This window comes from Citrobacter sp. L55 (assembly GCF_002850715.1).
GTDB classification, from domain to species: Bacteria; Pseudomonadota; Gammaproteobacteria; order Enterobacterales; family Enterobacteriaceae; genus Citrobacter; species Citrobacter braakii.
In genome coordinates, this window is the sequence record NZ_KZ559401.1 from 177,785 (window position 1) to 196,580 (window position 18,796).

Here is an 18,796-nt window from a genome sequence, read left to right on the forward strand (position 1 = left end):
GCGAATGATGGGGCGAGCACTTCGCCCCAACGGTGTTATTTTTTACCGAATGGGTGTAACAGCTTGTCAATTTCCGGGGTGTCAATGTTCTTCGCATTAACGAATTTAACCGGAATATCAATTTCTTTCGGTACAGACTGACCCGATACCGCTGCATTTAGTGTCTTGATACCCTGGTAGCCAATCTGATAAGCGTCCTGCACGACAAAGCCCTGAATGACCCCAGACTTCAGGAAAGCAATGATTGCCTCGGTGCTATCAAAACCAATCACTTTCACTTTACCTTTCAGGTTTTGACTATCAATGGCGTTTGCTACGCCCAGCGTTGAGCCTTCATTGGTGCCATAAATCCCTGCAATATCAGGGTTGGCCTGGATCATATCGATGGTTTTATCCATCGCTTTTTGCGGATCGCCATCGCTGTACTGGACCGGTAGCACCTGGATTTCCGGGTATTTCTCTTTCATGCGGGCAATAAACCCTTCCGAACGCTCAATCGCTGAGGAGGTCCCCGCTACGTGCGCAATAATGCCCACTTTACCTTTGCTGCCCACTTCCGCTGCCAGTGCATCCGCCGCTTCAGCACCGGCTTTACGGTTATTCGTGGCGACAAAGCTCACTGGGATATCAGAATTCACGCCGGAGTCAAACGTCACAACTTTAATGCCGCGTGAATTTGCGGTCTCAACTAATGGCGCCAGCGCATTGGCATCTAACGCTGCCAGCAATAGTCCATTGGGTTTTTGCGCCATCGCGTTTTCAACTAGCTGAATCTGCTCGGCAATCTGAGTTTCATCCGCCGGGCCAACATAGCTGGTTTTATCACCCGACTCTTTTGCTGCCGCTTCCGTCCCCATTTTTACGGTTTGCCAGAATTCATGCTGGAAACCTTTACTGACCACCGGAAGGTTCATATCTTTAGCCAATACGCTGGATGTCATACAGGCCAGCAGGGATAACGCATAGACAAAATTCCTGGTTCTCATTGTTTTACTCCGTTCTGAGTGAGTCACCCTAAACGTCAGGGTTATGATGCCCCGTGACTTCCGGGAGCGTAAATCAACGAATTTTTTTGCGTAATGTATCGAGATAAACCGCAGCAATGACCACCACGCCCATGGCCACCATTTGCCAGAACTGGGAAACCCCCATCAGGTTCAGACCGTTTTTCAACACGCTCATAATGAATGCGCCGATGATAGTCCCGCCGATGGTGCCAATTCCCCCCATCAGGCTCGTCCCACCAATAACAACCGCCGCGATGGCTTCCAGTTCATAACCCACGCCAACCGTTGGCTGACCAGAGTTCAGACGTGAGGCCAGAATAACCCCGGCGATCCCGGTCAGCAGACCGCAAAAGGCGTAGACGAAAATTTTGACGCGTTGAACTTTAATTCCGGAAAGGTGTGCGGCCACCTCATTGCTACCCACAGCGTAAACATAGCGACCAATCACCGTTTTCTTCAGGATGTAGGCGGCGATTAGCGCCACCACCACCAGGTAAAAAACGGGATAAGGCAACACATCGAACAAACGTCCCTGGGCCAGCATTTTGAAGGTGGGGTAATCAGCGAAATAAATCGCACGACCATCTGTCATCACCATATTGATGCCTCTGACGGACATCATCAGGCCCAGCGTGGCGATAAAAGGTGGGATAGTCATTTTGGTGACCAGCAGACCATTGATATAGCCACATAATCCACCGGCCAGCACCCCGGCCAGAATACATACGGGCAGAGGCAATCCCAGCGTGGCGCTGATGCCTACCGCAACACCCGAAAAGGCCACCACCGAGCCAAGAGAAAGGTCGATTCCTGACGTGATAATGACGAAGGTAACGCCAATCGCCATAATGCCAATCACTGAAGTTTGCAGAGCGATTGTCATGATGTTTTCAGTGTTAAAGAAAAATGGCGAACCAAAGCTAAAAAATATTACTAAAATAATCAGACTCAAAAGCGGCGCAAGGCGCATTAAAAGTTCTTTGTTAATTTTTATTTTCTTATTATTGCTGTCTGAAGAGGTTACAGAGATAGTCATAAATTAGTCCTCTAACGTCGCATATTGCATGATTTTTTCTTGTGTGGCGTCATCAGAAGCTAACTCCCCGGTAATACGTCCATTACGCATCACTAAAATGCGATCGCACATACCCAGCACTTCCGGTAATTCAGAGGAGATCATGATAATTGACTTCCCTTTTGCCACCAGTCGATTCATTAATTCATAAATCTCAAGTTTGGCACCCACATCAATACCGCGAGTGGGTTCATCAAAGATGAGAATATCGGTGTCTTTACACACCCATCTGGCAATAATAATTTTCTGCTGATTACCACCACTTAAATTCAGAGCAGCCTGTTCTAAATGTGGTGTTTTAATGCGTAGGGCTTTCACCTGTTCTTCGCTGGTTTTCTGACAACGTTTGCTGTCCACGTTGCCATAACGATCGGAATACTCAGGATAATTGCCCAACATAATATTGCGCTCAACGGACAGTCCTAATGCCAGCCCCTCTTTTTTCCTGTCCTCGGTTAAATAGCTGATACCCTGTTTGATAGCATCAGGAATATCTTTAATTACCGTCACGTTACCGTTCAGCTTGAGGGTTCCGCCATCAATGGGATCCGCACCAAAAATCGCCCGCGCCAGCTCAGTACGTCCTGCCCCCATCAGACCGGCGAAGCCCAAAATTTCGCCCTGATACAGAGTGAAATCAATATTGTTCAATACGCCATTGCGCGTCAGACCGCTTACTTCCAACACCGGCTTGCGTTGAGCCAAAGGTTCGCGGCGAGGATAGATATTGCCAAGATCGCGCCCAACCATCATGGCAATCAGATCGCTAATTTTAACCGCATCATAATCCACAGTGGCAATAAACTGACCATCCCGCATCACCGTCGCGCGATCGGCGATCAGCGCCAGTTCCTCTAATCTGTGCGAGATATAAACAATGCCCGTTCCCTGTTCTTTCAGCAAACGAGTTACCTGAAATAAGCTGTCAATTTCCGTTTCAGTCAGCGCTGCCGTCGGTTCATCCATAATAAGAATCTTGGCATTTACCGATATCGCTTTAGCAATCTCAACCATTTGTTGTTGCGCGACGGTCAGATCGGCCACCAGCGTTTCTGGAGAGATATTCAGGTTTAATTTTTGCAAAATATCGATAGCTGCCTGTCGCTGTTGTTTTTCATCCAGACGCCAGCGATTATTTTTGCAAAACTCCCTGCCAATAAATATATTTTCTTCCACCGTGAGTTCAGGGAAAAGGTTAAACTCCTGGTGAATGATGGTGATACCTGCGCTTTGTGCACTCAACGGATTCGCAAAAGTAACAGGTTGTCCCTCAAAAATAATATCCCCTTCATCAGGCTGATAAACACCGGATAAAATCTTCATCAACGTAGACTTTCCTGCGCCATTTTCACCCAGCAGCGCATGAACCTCTCCTTTGCGTAAAGCAAAATCCACATTACTCAACGCTAATACGCCGGGAAAACGTTTCGTAATATGACTCATCTGTAAAAATGTTTCAGACATTGCTGCTTTCCTCAATATACAGAAACTGCAATCAGTGAATCAGGCGCAAAACGTTGCCAGGAAGCCATCGTCACCGTTAATGCGAATACTACCTATAAGTTCATATGCGTTTTATCAATTATGCTAACTCGAGTTAGCGAAGTGCCTTTTAAAGCTATTTTAGCTACTCAAAATAGCCAAATCATTTGGTTTAAAACTGTGACGCTGAACAGACAATTTATTACAACCAATTAATTTAAAAAGGATTTATTGAAAATACCCGTCCTGGTTTATTTGACGCAGATCGAATTTTAACCACTTCTCGTGAAGCCTCTCACAGTTCCACAACAAAAAAGTTGTGCAAAAAACTCTCCAATACCTAAGCTAACTCGAGTTAGCAAAAATGGGTTATTCAGCCAACTGCGACGGTGGTGTTCAACATCCGCTTTTGCAGCACGGCATAAAGTGAGATGAGGAACCTCGAATGAACAAAAATAGCTTACCGAAAATTGGAATTCGTCCGGTGATTGATGGGCGCCGTATGGGTGTTCGTGAATCGCTCGAAGAGCAAACCATGAATATGGCTAAAGCCACTGCTGCGCTGATCACAGAGAAACTTCGTCACGCCTGTGGCGCACAAATTGAATGTGTGATTGCCGACACTTGCATTGCCGGGATGGCTGAATCTGCCGCCTGTGAAGAAAAATTCAGCAGCCTGAACGTAGGCGTGACGATTACTGTTACCCCATGCTGGTGCTACGGTAGCGAAACCATCGACATGGATCCGATGCGCCCGAAAGCTATCTGGGGCTTTAACGGAACAGAACGTCCCGGCGCAGTTTATCTGGCCGCAGCATTGGCTGCGCATAATCAAAAAGGGCTTCCCGCCTTCTCTATTTACGGCCATGACGTACAGGATGCCGGTGACACCACGATCCCTGCCGATGTTGAAGAAAAATTGCTGCGCTTTGCCCGCGCGGGCCTGGCGGTTGCCAGTATGAAAGGCAAAAGCTACCTGTCCGTAGGCGGCGTTTCAATGGGCATTGCCGGCTCGATTGTCGATCATAACTTCTTTGAATCCTGGCTGGGAATGAAGGTTCAACCCGTTGATATGACCGAACTGCGTCGTCGCATCGACCAAAAAATCTATGACGAAGCTGAGCTGGAAATGGCGCTGGCGTGGGCGGATAAAAACTTCCGCTACGGTGAAGATCAGAACGCACAGCAATATAAGCGTAACGCAGAGCAGAGCCGTGCGGTGCTGAAAGAGAGCCTGCTGATGGCCATGTGTATTCGCGACATGATGCAGGGTAACCAGAAACTGGCAGACAAAGGTCGGGTTGAAGAGTCGCTGGGGTACAACGCGATTGCCGCAGGCTTCCAGGGCCAGCGTCACTGGACCGATCAATACCCGAATGGCGATACCGCCGAAGCACTGCTCAACAGCTCCTTTGACTGGAACGGCATTCGCGAACCGTTCGTTGTCGCCACCGAAAACGACAGCCTGAACGGCGTGGCGATGCTGTTTGGTCATCAACTCACCGGCACAGCGCAGGTCTTTGCCGATGTGCGCACCTACTGGTCGCCAGAGGCGGTTGAACGCGTCACGGGTAAACCGCTGACCGGCCTTGCTGAGCACGGTATTATTCACCTGATTAACTCCGGCTCGGCAGCGCTGGATGGCTCCTGCAAACAGCGCGACGGCGAAGGGAAACCGACCATGAAGCCGCACTGGGAGATCTCACAGAAAGAGGCGGATGATTGCCTGGCGGCTACCGAATGGTGTCCGGCTATTCACGAATACTTCCGCGGCGGCGGCTATTCTTCTCGCTTCCTGACCGAGGGCGGCGTGCCGTTCACCATGACCCGCATCAACATCATCAAAGGCCTGGGCCCGGTGCTGCAAATCGCGGAAGGCTGGAGCGTGGAATTGCCGAAAGAGATGCACGACCAGCTTGATGCGCGCACCAACTCCACCTGGCCAACCACCTGGTTTGCCCCGCGCTTAACCGGTAAAGGCCCGTTCAGCGATGTCTATTCCGTCATGGCTAACTGGGGCGCAAACCACGGCGTACTGACGATAGGTCACGTGGGCGCGGACTTTATTACGCTCGCCGCCATGCTGCGTATCCCGGTTTGTATGCACAACGTGGAAGACGAAAAAATTTACCGCCCTTCAGCCTGGGCAGCCCATGGTATGGATATGGAAGGCCAGGATTATCGCGCCTGCCAGAACTACGGCCCGCTGTATAAGCGTTAATGCGACTCTGGCCCGGTGGCGCAAGCTTACCGGGCCTGCGCGGTGAATTTTGTAAGCCGGGTAAGCGCTGCGCCATCCGGCTACGTTTGGGGAGCGATTATGAAACAAGACGTTATCCTGGTTCTCGACTGTGGCGCGACCAACGTGCGGGCTATCGCCGTTGACCGACAGGGAAAGATTGTCGCCCGCGCAGCAACCCCGAACGCCAGTGACATCGCAACAGAAAACAGTACCTGGCATCAATGGTCGCTGGAGGCCATTCTGCAACGCTTCGCCGATTGCTGTCAGCGCCTCTGCACGCAACTAGCCGCCTGCCATGTCCGCGGGATCGCCGTCACCACTTTTGGCGTAGACGGCGCGCTGGTTGATAAGAACGGCAAGCAGCTGTATCCGGTGATTAGCTGGAAATGTCCACGCACCGCAGCGGTGATGGAGAATATTCACCGCTACATATCACCGCAGCAATTGCAGGAAATTTCCGGCGTCGGCGCATTTAGCTTCAACACGCTGTATAAACTGGTGTGGCTGAAAGAAAACCATCCGCAATTTCTGGAGCAGGCGCACGCCTGGTTGTTTATCTCGTCGCTTATCAACCACCGTTTAACCGGCGAGTTCACTACAGATATCACCATGGCGGGCACCAGTCAGCTGCTGGACATCCGGCAGCGCGATTTTAGTCATGACATTTTGCAGGCTACGGGCATACCGCGCCGTCTGTTCCCGCGCCTGGTTGAAGCAGGCGAACAGATTGGGGTTTTGCAACCAGAGGCTGCCAGCTTGCTCGGGCTTACGGCGGGAATTCCGGTCATCTCTGCCGGACACGACACGCAGTTTGCGCTATTTGGCGCTGGAGCCCAGCCAGATGAACCGGTGCTCTCTTCCGGCACATGGGAAATTCTGATGGTGCGCAGTGCGCAGGTGGATACCTCCCAGCTCAGCCAATATGCGGGTTCCACTTGTGAGCTGGATAGCCAGGCTGGACTGAATAACCCCGGCATGCAGTGGCTGGCTTCCGGTGTACTCGAGTGGGTGCGTAAGCTGCTGTGGACTGCCGACACCCCCTGGCAGACGCTGATCGACGAAGCCAGGGTCATCCCGGCAGGCGCCGAAGGCGTGAAGATGCACTGCGACCTGCTGGCCTGTCAGAATGCGGGCTGGCAAGGGGTTACGCTCAATACCACCCGTGGTCACTTTTATCGCGCCGCGCTGGAAGGACTGACAGAACAGCTGCAGCGAAACCTCCATACGCTGGAAAAAATCGGTCATTTCCAGGCCACTGAACTGCTATTGGTAGGTGGGGGAAGCCGCAACGCGTTGTGGAATCAGATCAAAGCGAATGTGCTCGGGATACCTGTCAAAGTGCTGGATGACGCCGAAACCACCGTGGCTGGTGCCGCAATGTTTGCGTGGTCGGGCATTGGGGAATTTGCCTCACCGGAACAGGCACGCGGGCAGGTACGCTACCAGTACCGTTACTTCTATCCGCAAACCGAATCCGAACTAACAGGAGTCGAGTAACATGCTCAAAACAATATCTCCCTTAATTTCGCCCGACCTGCTGAAGGTGCTGGCTGAGATGGGCCACGGCGATGAGATTATATTTTCCGATGCCCACTTTCCGGCCCACAGCATGGGACCGCAGGTTATCCGCGCCGACGGTCTATTGGTCAGCGACCTTCTACAGGCGATTATTCCGCTCTTTGAACTGGACAGCTATGCCCCACCGCTGGTGATGATGGCGGCTGTTGAAGGCGATGCCCTCGATCCTGACGTCGAGGCCCGCTATCGTCAGGCGCTTTCACTGCAAACCCCCTGCCCGGACATCACGCGTATTGACCGCTATGCCTTCTATGAACGCGCGCAACAGGCGTTTGCGATCGTTATCACAGGAGAGCGGGCAAAGTACGGGAATATTCTATTAAAAAAAGGAGTAACCCCGTAATCTCTGGTCTGAATGCCCGTCAGCTACGGGCATTCATCATAAGATGAGGATCAGAACATGAAAGCGGCGCGCCAGCAGGCGATCGTAGATCTGCTTACCAACCACAAAAATCTGACAACCGAAACCCTTGCTTTGCAACTTAAGGTCAGCAAAGAGACCATCCGCCGCGATCTCAGCGAGCTACAAGCCCAGGGAAAAGTGCTGCGCAATCACGGACGGGCCAAAGTGATTCATCGGCAAAATCAGGACAGCGGCGACCCGTTTCATATGCGACTCAAAAGCCACTATGCCCACAAAGCGAATATTGCCCGCGAAGCGCTGGCATGGATCGAAGAAGGTATGGTGATAGCCCTGGACGCCAGCTCAACGTGCTGGTACCTGGCGCGACAGTTACCGGACATCAACATTCACGTCTTTACCAACAGCCAGCCCATTTGCCAGGAATTGGCTAAACGCGAACACCTTCAGCTCATCAGCTCCGGCGGTCGCCTTGAGCGTAAATACGGTTGCTATGTTAACCCCTCGCTCATCTCGCAGCTCAAACCACTCGAGATCGATCTGTTTATTTTTTCCTGCGTAGGGATCGACAGCGACGGCGCACTCTGGGACTCTAACGCAACCAATGCCGACTTCAAGTCCATTCTGCTTAAGCGCGCAGCGCAGTCATTATTGCTGATCGATAAAAGTAAATTTAATCGTTCGGGAGAGGCCCGGATTGGGCATCTGGATGATGTGACGCATATTATTTCAGATACGCCGCTGATTGAAACAATGCAGGCCGGATGAGGCATTTACGCCTTCATCCGGCCTGCAATTTTACCTTATCGCTCGTCGCGACGGCCACCAACAGCAGCCCACAGGCGACGGACGTGCACGGTGACTTCTTCACGGTCATGATACAGCTGACGCGCCTGAATCTGGGCATTTACGCCATGCTCGTCAAGCTGTGCCTGAATATAAGCCAGGTTTTGCGACACCTCTTCGTAGCGTTTTTTCATCGGCAGCTTGAGGTTGAAGATAGTCTCACGACACCAGCCGTTGACCAGCCATTGCGCCATCAGGGCGGCAACCTTCGCGGGCTTTTCCACCATGTCGCAAACCATCCACGAAATGTTATTGCGATTTGGCCGGTACTTAAATCCGTCTTCGCGCAGCCAGGTAACTTGTCCGGTATCCATCAGACTTTGCGCCATCGGACCATTATCCACGGAGTAAACCCACATGTTGCGTTTAACCAGTTGATAGGTCCAACCGCCCGGGCATGCCCCTAAATCCACCGCATACATTCCGTTAGCCAGACGTTCATCCCACTCATCGGCAGGAATAAACACGTGCAGCGCTTCTTCCAGCTTCAGTGTTGAACGGCTCGGCGCATCGGCCGGGAACTTCAGACGCGGAATGCCCATGTAGAACGGGGAGTTATTGTCAGGCCAGGAATAGCCGGTATAGCAACAGCCTGGTGCGATAAAGAACACATGAACCACCGGACGTTTTGGCGTTTCATACTTTGCCAGCACACCCGCTTCCCGCAGCGCCGCGCGCAGCGGTACGGTAAACTTACGGCAAAATTTAACCAACTCTTTGCTTTCATTGGTATCAGCAACTTCAACGCGCAGATCGCCGCCTTTCTCTACCACGCCCTGCAACATGCCGACAATCGGCGTAATGCGGTCTTCCGGCGGTAAATATTGCAGCAGTTCGCCCACCACAAACATTTGACGGGCAAAAATCAGTGAGCTAAACGGCAACTCTTTCACTAACTTTTCGGCATCGTCCTGCTGATAGCATTCGAAGATGACGTAACCCGCATTGTCTTTCACGCGGGCAAAACCGAAGATTTCCCGGCGTCCTGCTTTATCCGTAATTTCTGCGGCGCACTCTTTTTCAAAACCTGGGCGACACAACAATACAACCTTATTCATGGCTAACGCCCTTACGTTTCAATCGAATAGCGCCCACTAACATCAGCGCCCAGCCCACAAGGAAGCTGAAACCGCCGACGGGGGTAACAAACGCCCACAGGCGTAAATGCGAGAGCGCGAGGCAATACAGGCTGCCGCTAAACAGCACCGTTCCTAATGCCAAAAACACGCTACTCCAGTAAAACCAAATGCTAATGCGCCGCTGCATGGCGACAGCCAGGCCAAATATAGCCAGCGTATGGAACGCCTGATACTCGAGGCCAGTCTGGATCCACCCCATCTCAACGACACCGAGGGTTTTACTCAGAACATGTGCCCCAAAGGCGCCCAACGCCACAAAGATAAAGCCACTTACGGCGGCAAAAATCAGCATAAAACGGCTGGTCATGTGAATACCCTACGTAAATTATTGTTCATAACGAAAGCGGAATTTTTCTTGTTCCGTGGCCGCTTTCGCCAGAATCCACTGACGGAAGGCGGCTATTTTACCCAGTTCTGCCTGACTGTCATGACAAACCAGATAAAATGCGTTTTTGCTGACCAGAACATCATTAAACGGACAGACCAGACGTCCGGCTTCTATTTCGGATTGCGCCATGACGTTATTAGCCAACGCAATTCCCTGTCCATGGATAGCAGCCTGGAGCACCATGGCGCTATGGCTGAAGATGGGTCCCTGCTGTACGTTGATATGATTCAGGCCAAGCTGGCGCGTATAGGCTTGCCAGTCACGGCGCGACGCATCGTGCAATAATGTGTGTTTCGCCAGATCTTCGGGCGTCTTTAGCGGTTTATCACCGGTGAGTAATAGCGGCGAGCAGACCGGCAATAGATATTCTGCGTACAATTTTTCAACACGCAGACCCGGCCAGTTGCCACGTCCGTAGAAAATCGCCACATCAACGTCGTCAGCCAGTTTGTCTTCCTGACGGTCCACCGCCTGGATCCTGACATCGATTCCCGGATAAGCTGAGTTAAAGCTAGAGAGTCTGGGAACCATCCATTGGATTGCAAAACTGGGCAATAAACTCACAGTGAGCGCACCTTTTGCACTGCGTGCCTGAAGTTTACGCGTCGCGTCGGTTAATTGCGAAAAAATCTCTTTGATGTCGAGAAAGTAGCTTTGGCCTTCTTCCGTTAACAGCAAAGATCGATTGCGTCGACGAAACAGCTTCAGCCCCAGGAAATCCTCAAGTGACTTGATTTGATGACTTACTGCGGCCTGCGTCACAAAAAGCTCTTCTGCTGCGCGAGTAAAGCTCAAATGACGCGCTGCAGCATCAAAAACACGCAACGCATTTAGGGGTGGTAATCGTTTTGACATGACTTTTAGGCTTTGATGTTAAATGAATTTAACAATTAACCAACAGGTTGTAACCTATTAGTTTTTTTTATCTGAGCCATTATAAATTGTCCGTTGAGGTTCTACCAGCAAATACCTATAGTGGCGGCACTTCCTGAAGCCGGAACGAAAAGTTTTATCGGAATGCGTGTTCTGGTGGGCTTTTGGCTTACGGTTGTGATGTTGTGTTGTTGTGTTTGCAATTGGTCTGCGATTCAGACCATGGTAGCAAAGCTACCCTTTTTCACTTCCTGTACATTTACCCTGTCTGTCCATAGTGATTAATGTAGCACCGCCAAATTGCGGTGCTTTTTTTTGTCCGACTCTTTGTCGATGGACGACCGGTTAGTTATCCAGTTCTACCATCTCTTTCACATCGGTACGGTTAATCTGCTGTTTGTTGCCGTTAGCGTCTTTATACGAAATCATCCCCGTTTCATTGTCGGTCTGTGGCTTACCATCAGATACGATTGATCGACCATCATTGGTGTGCATCACGTAATTCGAACCAGAACAGGCGCTCAGGGCAAAAGTCAGCATACAAGCAGAGATAATTGCGGCAGTCTTTTTCATCTTTTTCTCCTTAAAGCGATTTATGCTATTAAAAACACACTCCGTAACAGGCTAAATTGCTCGCCTAACGGTATATAGCATAAGACACTGCGTGGACTTTGCCAGGATATCCAGAGTATTCCGATGGTTAGCACACCCCTTGTATCAGCGCCCTTTTTGCGCCACGATCGGTTTACTGAACTGAGGAATACCATGAACGCTTTTAACCCCGCGCAGTTTCGCGCGCAATTTCCCGCACTCAACGATGCTGGCGTCTATCTCGACAGCGCTGCTACAGCACTGAAGCCGCAGGCAGTGATTGAGGCCACCCATCAGTTTTATAGCCTGAGCGCCGGGAACGTCCATCGCAGCCAGTTTGCCGAAGCACAGCGCCTGACCGCACGCTATGAAGCCGCGCGGGAAAAAGTCGCAAGCCTGATTAATGCGCCGGATGACAAAACAATCGTCTGGACCCGCGGTACGACTGAAGCGATCAACATGGTTGCCCAAAGCTATGCGCGACCTCGCTTACAACCGGGTGATGAGATTATCGTTAGCGCAGCAGAGCATCATGCCAACCTCGTGCCCTGGCTGATGGTGGCGGAGCAAACGGGGGCGAAGGTCGTCAGGCTGCCGCTTAACGCCCATTTATTGCCAGACGTTGAAAGCCTCGCGCAACTCATCACTCCACGCAGCCGCATTCTGGCGCTTGGGCAGATGTCGAACGTTACCGGCGGTTGCCCGGATTTAGCCCGCGCCATTACGCTCGCCCATGCGGCTGGAATGGTGGTGATGGTGGATGGTGCCCAGGGGATTGTCCATTTCCCCGCCGACGTACAGCAATTAGACATTGATTTCTATGCGTTCTCGGGCCACAAGCTGTATGGTCCCACCGGCATTGGCGTGCTGTACGGTAAACCGGAACTGCTGGATGCCATGTCTCCCTGGCTCGGTGGCGGTAAAATGATTAGCGAAGTCAGTTTTGACGGTTTCACCCCCCAGGCTGCTCCATGGAAGCTGGAGGCCGGTACGCCTAACGTTGCTGGCGTTATCGGACTAAGCGCGGCGCTCGAATGGCTGGCGGACGTTGACGTGGTGCAGGCCGAAAACTGGAGCCGGGGTCTGGCGACGCTGGCAGAAGATGCACTGGCGAAACGCCCCGGCTTTCGCTCCTTCCGCTGCCAGGACTCCAGTCTGTTAGCCTTTGATTTCGCAGGCGTTCATCACAGCGACATGGTGACGTTGCTGGCCGAATATGGCATTGCACTGCGTGCAGGACAACACTGTGCGCAACCGCTGCTGGCAGAACTGGGCGTATCCGGGACGCTACGCGCCTCATTTGCACCTTATAATACGCAAAGTGATGTAGATGCGTTGGTCGCAGCCGTTGACCGCGCGCTGGAAATATTGGTGGATTAATGACAAGCCCTCTGTTCGCCGGACACCCGTTTGGCACAACCGTAACGGAAGAGACGTTACGCAATACCTTTACCCCGCTCACCCAGTGGGAAGATAAATATCGCCAGCTGATTCTGCTGGGTAAGCAGTTGCCAGCGCTTCCTGATTCGCTAAAGGCACAGGCCAAAGAGATCGCGGGCTGCGAAAACCGCGTTTGGCTGGGGCATACCCTTCATGAGAATGGTACTTTGCATTTCTTCGGCGACAGCGAAGGTCGCATTGTTCGCGGGCTGCTGGCGGTATTACTCACGGCGGTCGAAGGTAAAACTGCAGCCGAGTTACTGGCGCATTCGCCTATGGCATTATTTGACGAGCTAGGTTTACGCGCGCAGCTCAGCGCCTCGCGTACCCAGGGGCTGCATGCTCTGAACGAGGCGATTCTTGAGGCTGCCCGACAGGTTTGATGGTTGCCGGATGGCGACGCGAACGCGCCTTATCCGGCACAACACACTCAACTCTGGCGCGCCGCTTTCGCCATCATCTTCTTCAGCGCATGTGAGACGGCAACAAAACCAAAGGTGGCGGTCACCATAGTGGCCGCGCCAAAACCGGATGCGCAATCCATTCGCTTCGGCCCTTCCGCCGTCGCTTTCATCGCACATACCGAGCCATCTGCCTGCGGGTAAACCAGCGCTTCGGTCGAGAACACACAGTCCACGCCCAGCTTGCCTTTGCTGTTTTTCACCACGCCAAAATCGCTTTTCAGCCGCTCGCGTAGCTTGGCTGCCAGCGGATCCTGGATAGTTTTTGCCAAATCAACGACCTGTATCTGCGTCGGGTCGATCTGCCCTCCCGCACCACCGGTGGTCACCAGCGGAATTTTGTTACGCCGACACCAGGCGATCAGTGCCGCTTTTGGGCGCACGCTGTCAATCGCATCAATGACATACGAATAACCCGCACTCATATACTCAGCAACATTATCCGGCGTGACAAAATCATCGACCACGTTCACCCGGCACTCCGGGTTAATCTGGCGGATACGTTCAGCCATCACTTCAGCTTTTGCCAGGCCGACGTTATCGCGCAGAGCATGGATCTGGCGGTTAGTATTGGTGACGCACACATCATCCATATCGATGAGCGTGATGGCGCCAATACCGGTACGCGCCAGCGCTTCCGCCGCCCACGACCCTACCCCGCCAATCCCGACCACACAAACGTGCGATTGGGCAAACAACTGCAGCGCATTTTCGCCATACAGACGCGCCGTACCGCCAAAACGCTGGCGCCAGGCATCACTGATAACCACAGACATAACACCTCAAATTCATTAATATCGAGCGCCATCCGGCTATTAACCGCTGAACACGTTACCCGTACCCGGCGCTGTTTTCAGTACCCACACGCGACCGTAGTGATTATACCACCCCGCACGGTGTCCGGCGTCAGCACCAATGCCCTGATAGATATCGAAGTGTTGCCCTTTAATAGCGCCACCCACATCTAACGCCACCATCAGGCGCAGTTCGTACTGGCCGGTAAACTTGCCGTTATTGTCCAGTAACGGGACTTCCGCCAGCAATGTTGTGCCCGCCGGAATGATACTGCGGTCAGAAGCCACAGACGCGCGGCCAATCAACGGTACCGCGCTGGCCCCTTTGACCGGTGCAAAAGATTGCGGTTTAAAGAAGACAAACGATGGGTTCTGCTCCAACAGCTCACGCACTTCGGCTTCGCTGTGCGTTTCACCCCAATGGCGAATAGCCTGCATCGACATATCTTCTTTTTTCACTTCGCCACGGTCGATAAGCACTTTACCGATGCTGCGATAGGCGTGGCCGTTTTTCCCGGAATAGCTAAAGAAGTTAAGCGGACTGCCATCGCCAAAATCGATGTAACCACTGCCCTGCACATCCATAATGAAGTTATCCATCAGGGAGTTGCTGTACGCCAGAATGTAGTTGTCGCTCAGCGCACCCGCGTAAATCTCGGCACGGCTTGGTAAGCGCCCACGTTTTGGCGGCATGCGATAGATAGGATACTGAAACTCGCCCTGGCGCGTATGGCGCGCCTGAATAACCGGCGTGTAGTAACCGGTAAACTGGACGTTACCGTAATTGTCCGCCCCTTCCATTTGCCAGGCATCAATACCAAACTGGCGCATACTGCGCGTATCACCGCCCGCACGTAACCACTGCTGGATAGCGTTGTAAACGTTGCTCTGGTTGCCGTACAAACGTGGCGAAGCGCTGCGAATTTGATTAACCTGCTCGGCGAAATCACCGGCATTGATTGGTGCGCCAACCGCATCAGGCTGGTTCACCAGTGAGAAAGGCTGGGTAAATTTCCCGTCTTTATACTGCTGCCCACGATCGGTGGGTTTTGAGGAACACGCGGCGAGCATCGCGACGACAGCTCCCGCAAGAAGATATTTTGCCCAACGTCCTTTCATTGTTCTCGTCTTATGTTGCCTGAATGCGAGACGAAGATAACAAACCCCCGAACCTAATGAAATGCGTATACATACCCGAACGCAAATTTTGAGCAAAAAACAATCCAGAATGCGTTGTTTTTGTTCATTTTCACCTTAAAAACGTGATCAAGGTGAAAAAAGGGTTGCATGAAAATGCGAGCAGAGTATAGTGCGCATCCACGGACGCGGGGTGGAGCAGCTTGGTAGCTCGTCGGGCTCATAACCCGAAGGTCGTCAGTTCAAATCTGGCCCCCGCAACCAATTAAAATTTGATGAAATAAAAGCAGTACGGTGACGCGGGGTGGAGCAGCCTGGTAGCTCGTCGGGCTCATAACCCGAAGGTCGTCGGTTCAAATCCGGCCCCCGCAACCAATCAAATTTGATAAAATATAAAGCAGTACGGTGACGCGGGGTGGAGCAGCCTGGTAGCTCGTCGGGCTCATAACCCGAAGGTCGTCGGTTCAAATCCGGCCCCCGCAACCAACATTATAAACACCCTAAAGGGTGTTTTTTTGTATCTGCGGTCCATAAAAAAAGCGCTTTTCAGCGCTTTTTTGTTATCCCCTTCTCGCCAGCGTCGCGCCATCGGCAAAGTAGGCTTTGATCCCCGCCAGAATCGACTCTGCAACTTCCTGCTGGAAGGTCGCAGTTTTGAGCTTGCGCTCTTCCTCAACGTTACTGATAAATGCGGTTTCCACCAGAATAGACGGAATATCCGGCGCTTTTAGTACCGCAAACCCGGCTTGTTCAACCTGGTTCTTATGCAGATTGTTAACTTTACCGAGCTTATTCAATACCGCTTTACCAAACTTCAGGCTGTCGGCGATGGTCAGCGATTGCACCATGTCGAACATGGTATGGTCGACGTAGCGATCGCCGCTCTTGCTGACGCCGCCAATCAAATCCGAGGCGTTCTGAGTTTGCGCCAGATATTTCGCGGCGGTGCTGGTCGCCCCTTTGGTCGAGAGCGCAAATACCGACGAACCTCTGGGCTGTCGACTGGTAAATGCATCAGCGTGAATAGAGACAAACAGGTCTGCACGCTGCTTCTGCGCTTTCGCCACGCGGACTTTAAGCGGAATGAAGATATCTTCATTTCGCGTCATAAAGACCTTCATGTTGCCCTCTTTCTCTATGAGGGCTCGCAGGCGTCGGGCAATCTGCAGCACCACATCTTTTTCACGCGTCTTGTATTTCCCCACCGCACCGGAGTCCTCTCCGCCATGTCCTGGGTCGAGCATAATGACAATGGGACGATCGCGCCCCGCTTTACCCGGCTGCGGGCCACTTTGCGCAGGCGGCACCTGTTTGTCCAGATCGCCCTTGTTGTATTCTTCCAGCAACGCCAGCAGCGGATCCTGAACATCCTGGGCATTCGCGGGATAGAGATCCATCACCAGACGTTCTTTAAAGCCGGCCACCGGAGCCAGCGCAAAAAGTTGCGGCTTCACATTCTGTTTCAGCTCGAACACCATCCGCACGGTCTGTGGGTCAAACTGCCCGACGCGCGCCGATTTAATATACGGATCGTCAGGACGGATCTGCGCCCCCATGCCCTTGAGCACCGAGTTCAAATTAACGCCTTCAATATCCACAACCACACGCTCAGGATTACTCAGGGCAAACTGTTTGTATTTCAGCAGACGGTTAGATTCTACCGTGACGCGGGTGTAGCTGGACGCTGGCCAGACACGTACGGCAACGACCTGACTCATGGCAGCCAGACCAACCTGGCTGACGCTCAAAAGCCACATAGCACCCGCACCTTTCAGTAAACGGCGGCGACTGATTGCTGAATTGGATCCCGACATGCTTCTCCCGAGCAAAAAGAAATCTTTATTGAGGTAATACGTAAAACGTCTGAATTGACCGGAAACTTTAGCGAATGACGCATAATCTGTCATCTATAAAAGGGTAAACATTCTTTTTATATTCACGGCATTACTGAGAAAAATCTTCGGCATGGGTAAAAATTACGCTTGCGCACAGCGCCAAAACAGAATAAAAATACACAAATTACGAATAATCATGCAATGAGGGTGTGCCGTGGTGAAGGAGCGTAGAACCGAACTGGTACAGGGATTCCGCCATTCTGTTCCCTATATCAATACCCATCGGGGAAAGACGTTTGTCATTATGCTGGGCGGCGAAGCCATCGAGCATGAAAACTTTTCCAGTATCGTCAATGACATTGGCCTTCTTCATAGCCTCGGCATCCGCCTTGTCGTGGTCTATGGCGCACGACCGCAGATTGATGCCAATCTTGCGGCACATCATCATGAACCGGTGTACCACAAGAATACGCGCGTTACCGACGCTAAAACCCTGGAGCTGGTCAAACAGGCGGCAGGGTTACTTCAGCTTGATATTACCGCCCGCCTGTCAATGAGCCTGAATAATACGCCATTGCAGGGGGCGCACATCAATGTGGTCAGCGGTAATTTTATTATCTCCCAGCCACTGGGCGTTGATGACGGTGTGGATTACTGCCATAGCGGACGTATTCGTCGTATTGATGAAGATGCCATTCACCGCCAGTTAGACAGTGGCGCGATTGTGCTGATGGGCCCGGTCGCCGTTTCCGTCACCGGAGAGAGCTTTAACCTGACTTCAGAAGAGGTCGCCACGCAGTTGGCTATCAAACTGAAGGCAGAGAAAATGATCGGCTTTTGCTCCTCTCAGGGCGTCACCAACGATGATGGCGATATTATTTCCGAGCTGTTTCCTAACGAAGCCCAGGCGCGCGTTGAGTTGCAGGAAGAGAAAGGCGATTACAGCTCCGGCACAGTGCGCTTTCTGCGCGGGGCAGTGAAAGCCTGTCGCAGTGGGGTACGGCGCTGCCATCTGATCAGCTATCAGGAAGATGGCGCATTGCTGCAGGAACTGTTCTCCCGTGACGGGATCGGTACGCAGATCGTAATGGAAAGCGCCGAGCAGATCCGCCGCGCTACCATTAACGATATCGGCGGGATTCTGGAGCTGATCCGCCCGCTGGAGCAGCAAGGCATTCTGGTACGTCGCTCCCGCGAACAACTGGAAATGGAGATCGACAAATTCACGATTATTCAGCGCGATAACCTGACCATCGCCTGCGCCGCTCTGTACCCTTTCCCGGAGGAGAGAATTGGCGAAATGGCGTGCGTGGCGGTGCATCCGGACTACCGTAGCTCATCGCGCGGGGAAGTATTGCTGGAGCGGATCGCCGCGCAGGCCCGGCAAATGGGACTGAGCAAACTGTTCGTGCTGACCACGCGCAGCATTCACTGGTTCCAGGAACGTGGTTTCACGCCGGTGGATATCGACCTGCTGCCGGAAAGCAAGAAAGAGATGTACAACTATCAGCGGCGGTCAAAGTGCTGATGGCGGATTTGGGGTAGTG

The 18,796-nt window shown here is 52.3% G+C and carries 16 protein-coding genes, 3 tRNA genes and 1 pseudogene; 10 read left to right on the top strand and 10 right to left on the bottom strand.

Going from position 1 to position 18,796, the window contains the following annotated elements; all coding sequences use genetic code 11:
- Nucleotides 1-35: 35 nt before the first annotated feature.
- The 3 genes from B9P82_RS08275 to B9P82_RS08285 all read right to left on the bottom strand — a co-directional run bounded on the left by B9P82_RS08275 (nucleotide 36) and on the right by B9P82_RS08285 (nucleotide 3,546).
- On the bottom strand, nucleotides 36-986 hold the full coding sequence (locus tag B9P82_RS08275; RefSeq protein WP_016157361.1) for an ABC transporter substrate-binding protein: 951 nt from the start codon (nucleotides 984-986) through the stop codon (nucleotides 36-38).
- A gap of 73 nt (nucleotides 987-1,059) precedes the next feature.
- Nucleotides 1,060-2,043, bottom strand: a complete 984-nt coding sequence (locus B9P82_RS08280) for an ABC transporter permease (RefSeq protein ID WP_003034055.1) — start codon at nucleotides 2,041-2,043, stop codon at nucleotides 1,060-1,062.
- A 3-nt stretch (nucleotides 2,044-2,046) separates the two neighbouring features.
- A complete protein-coding gene (locus B9P82_RS08285) occupies nucleotides 2,047-3,546 on the bottom strand; it encodes a sugar ABC transporter ATP-binding protein (protein WP_046276142.1) in 1,500 nt (499 codons plus the stop codon).
- Nucleotides 3,547-4,009: 463 nt separating this feature from the next.
- On the opposite strand from B9P82_RS08285, the gene fucI reads away from it, so the two are divergent.
- The 4 genes from fucI (at nucleotide 4,010) to fucR (ending at nucleotide 8,513) form a co-directional block, all read left to right on the top strand.
- Nucleotides 4,010-5,785 (top strand): L-fucose isomerase, encoded by a 1,776-nt coding sequence (gene fucI / locus B9P82_RS08290; protein WP_047357907.1) that lies wholly within the window; start codon nucleotides 4,010-4,012, stop codon nucleotides 5,783-5,785.
- Nucleotides 5,786-5,884: 99 nt separating this feature from the next.
- Nucleotides 5,885-7,303: an L-fuculokinase gene (gene fucK, locus B9P82_RS08295; RefSeq protein WP_101700180.1), complete on the top strand. Its 1,419-nt coding sequence runs from the start codon at nucleotides 5,885-5,887 to the stop codon at nucleotides 7,301-7,303.
- A gap of 1 nt (nucleotide 7,304) precedes the next feature.
- The gene (fucU, locus tag B9P82_RS08300; protein WP_019077593.1) at nucleotides 7,305-7,727 is read left to right on the top strand and encodes an L-fucose mutarotase; all 423 of its coding nucleotides are present in this window, start codon (nucleotides 7,305-7,307) and stop codon (nucleotides 7,725-7,727) included.
- A gap of 57 nt (nucleotides 7,728-7,784) precedes the next feature.
- Complete coding sequence (gene fucR / locus B9P82_RS08305) at nucleotides 7,785-8,513, top strand: L-fucose operon activator (protein WP_016157366.1); 729 nt, start codon at nucleotides 7,785-7,787, stop codon at nucleotides 8,511-8,513.
- Between the two features lie 35 nt (nucleotides 8,514-8,548).
- Here the strand turns inward: fucR and rlmM are convergent, their stop codons facing one another.
- From rlmM to B9P82_RS08325, 4 genes are all read right to left on the bottom strand, one after another.
- Entirely contained in the window at nucleotides 8,549-9,649 is a 1,101-nt protein-coding gene (gene rlmM / locus B9P82_RS08310) for a 23S rRNA (cytidine(2498)-2'-O)-methyltransferase RlmM (RefSeq protein WP_003034040.1), read from the bottom strand.
- A complete protein-coding gene (locus B9P82_RS08315; protein ID WP_003034037.1) occupies nucleotides 9,642-10,037 on the bottom strand; it encodes a DUF423 domain-containing protein in 396 nt (131 codons plus the stop codon). Before B9P82_RS08315 ends, rlmM begins: the two co-directional genes overlap by 8 nt.
- A gap of 18 nt (nucleotides 10,038-10,055) precedes the next feature.
- Nucleotides 10,056-10,973 (bottom strand): glycine cleavage system transcriptional regulator GcvA, encoded by a 918-nt coding sequence (gcvA, locus tag B9P82_RS08320; RefSeq protein ID WP_016154260.1) that lies wholly within the window; start codon nucleotides 10,971-10,973, stop codon nucleotides 10,056-10,058.
- Between the two features lie 363 nt (nucleotides 10,974-11,336).
- The gene (locus B9P82_RS08325) at nucleotides 11,337-11,564 is read right to left on the bottom strand and encodes a YgdI/YgdR family lipoprotein (RefSeq protein WP_016154261.1); all 228 of its coding nucleotides are present in this window, start codon (nucleotides 11,562-11,564) and stop codon (nucleotides 11,337-11,339) included.
- A 192-nt stretch (nucleotides 11,565-11,756) separates the two neighbouring features.
- Between B9P82_RS08325 and csdA the strand changes: the two genes are divergently transcribed.
- Nucleotides 11,757-12,962, top strand: coding sequence for a cysteine desulfurase CsdA (csdA, locus tag B9P82_RS08330; RefSeq protein ID WP_101700181.1), 1,206 nt, complete (start codon nucleotides 11,757-11,759; stop codon nucleotides 12,960-12,962).
- Nucleotides 12,962-13,405, top strand: a complete 444-nt coding sequence (gene csdE, locus B9P82_RS08335; RefSeq protein WP_016154263.1) for a cysteine desulfurase sulfur acceptor subunit CsdE — start codon at nucleotides 12,962-12,964, stop codon at nucleotides 13,403-13,405. Before csdA ends, csdE begins: the two co-directional genes overlap by 1 nt.
- Nucleotides 13,406-13,452: 47 nt before the next feature.
- Here the strand turns inward: csdE and tcdA are convergent, their stop codons facing one another.
- Complete coding sequence (gene tcdA / locus B9P82_RS08340; protein ID WP_019077596.1) at nucleotides 13,453-14,259, bottom strand: tRNA cyclic N6-threonylcarbamoyladenosine(37) synthase TcdA; 807 nt, start codon at nucleotides 14,257-14,259, stop codon at nucleotides 13,453-13,455.
- Between the two features lie 39 nt (nucleotides 14,260-14,298).
- Nucleotides 14,299-15,396, bottom strand: a complete 1,098-nt coding sequence (mltA, locus tag B9P82_RS08345) for a murein transglycosylase A (RefSeq protein ID WP_019077597.1) — start codon at nucleotides 15,394-15,396, stop codon at nucleotides 14,299-14,301.
- Nucleotides 15,397-15,601: 205 nt separating this feature from the next.
- Here mltA and B9P82_RS08350 point away from each other — a divergent pair.
- From B9P82_RS08350 to B9P82_RS08360, 3 genes are all read left to right on the top strand, one after another.
- Nucleotides 15,602-15,678, top strand: a tRNA-Met gene (locus B9P82_RS08350).
- A gap of 34 nt (nucleotides 15,679-15,712) precedes the next feature.
- Nucleotides 15,713-15,789, top strand: a tRNA-Met gene (locus B9P82_RS08355).
- Nucleotides 15,790-15,823: 34 nt separating this feature from the next.
- Nucleotides 15,824-15,900: transfer RNA gene (locus B9P82_RS08360), tRNA-Met, on the top strand.
- A gap of 74 nt (nucleotides 15,901-15,974) precedes the next feature.
- Here the strand turns inward: B9P82_RS08360 and amiC are convergent.
- Nucleotides 15,975-17,228, bottom strand: coding sequence for an N-acetylmuramoyl-L-alanine amidase AmiC (gene amiC / locus B9P82_RS08365; RefSeq protein ID WP_016154266.1), 1,254 nt, complete (start codon nucleotides 17,226-17,228; stop codon nucleotides 15,975-15,977).
- Nucleotides 17,229-17,463: 235 nt separating this feature from the next.
- Here amiC and argA point away from each other — a divergent pair.
- Nucleotides 17,464-18,794, top strand: a pseudogene (gene argA / locus B9P82_RS08370) (amino-acid N-acetyltransferase).
- The last annotated feature ends 2 nt before the right edge of the window (nucleotides 18,795-18,796 follow it).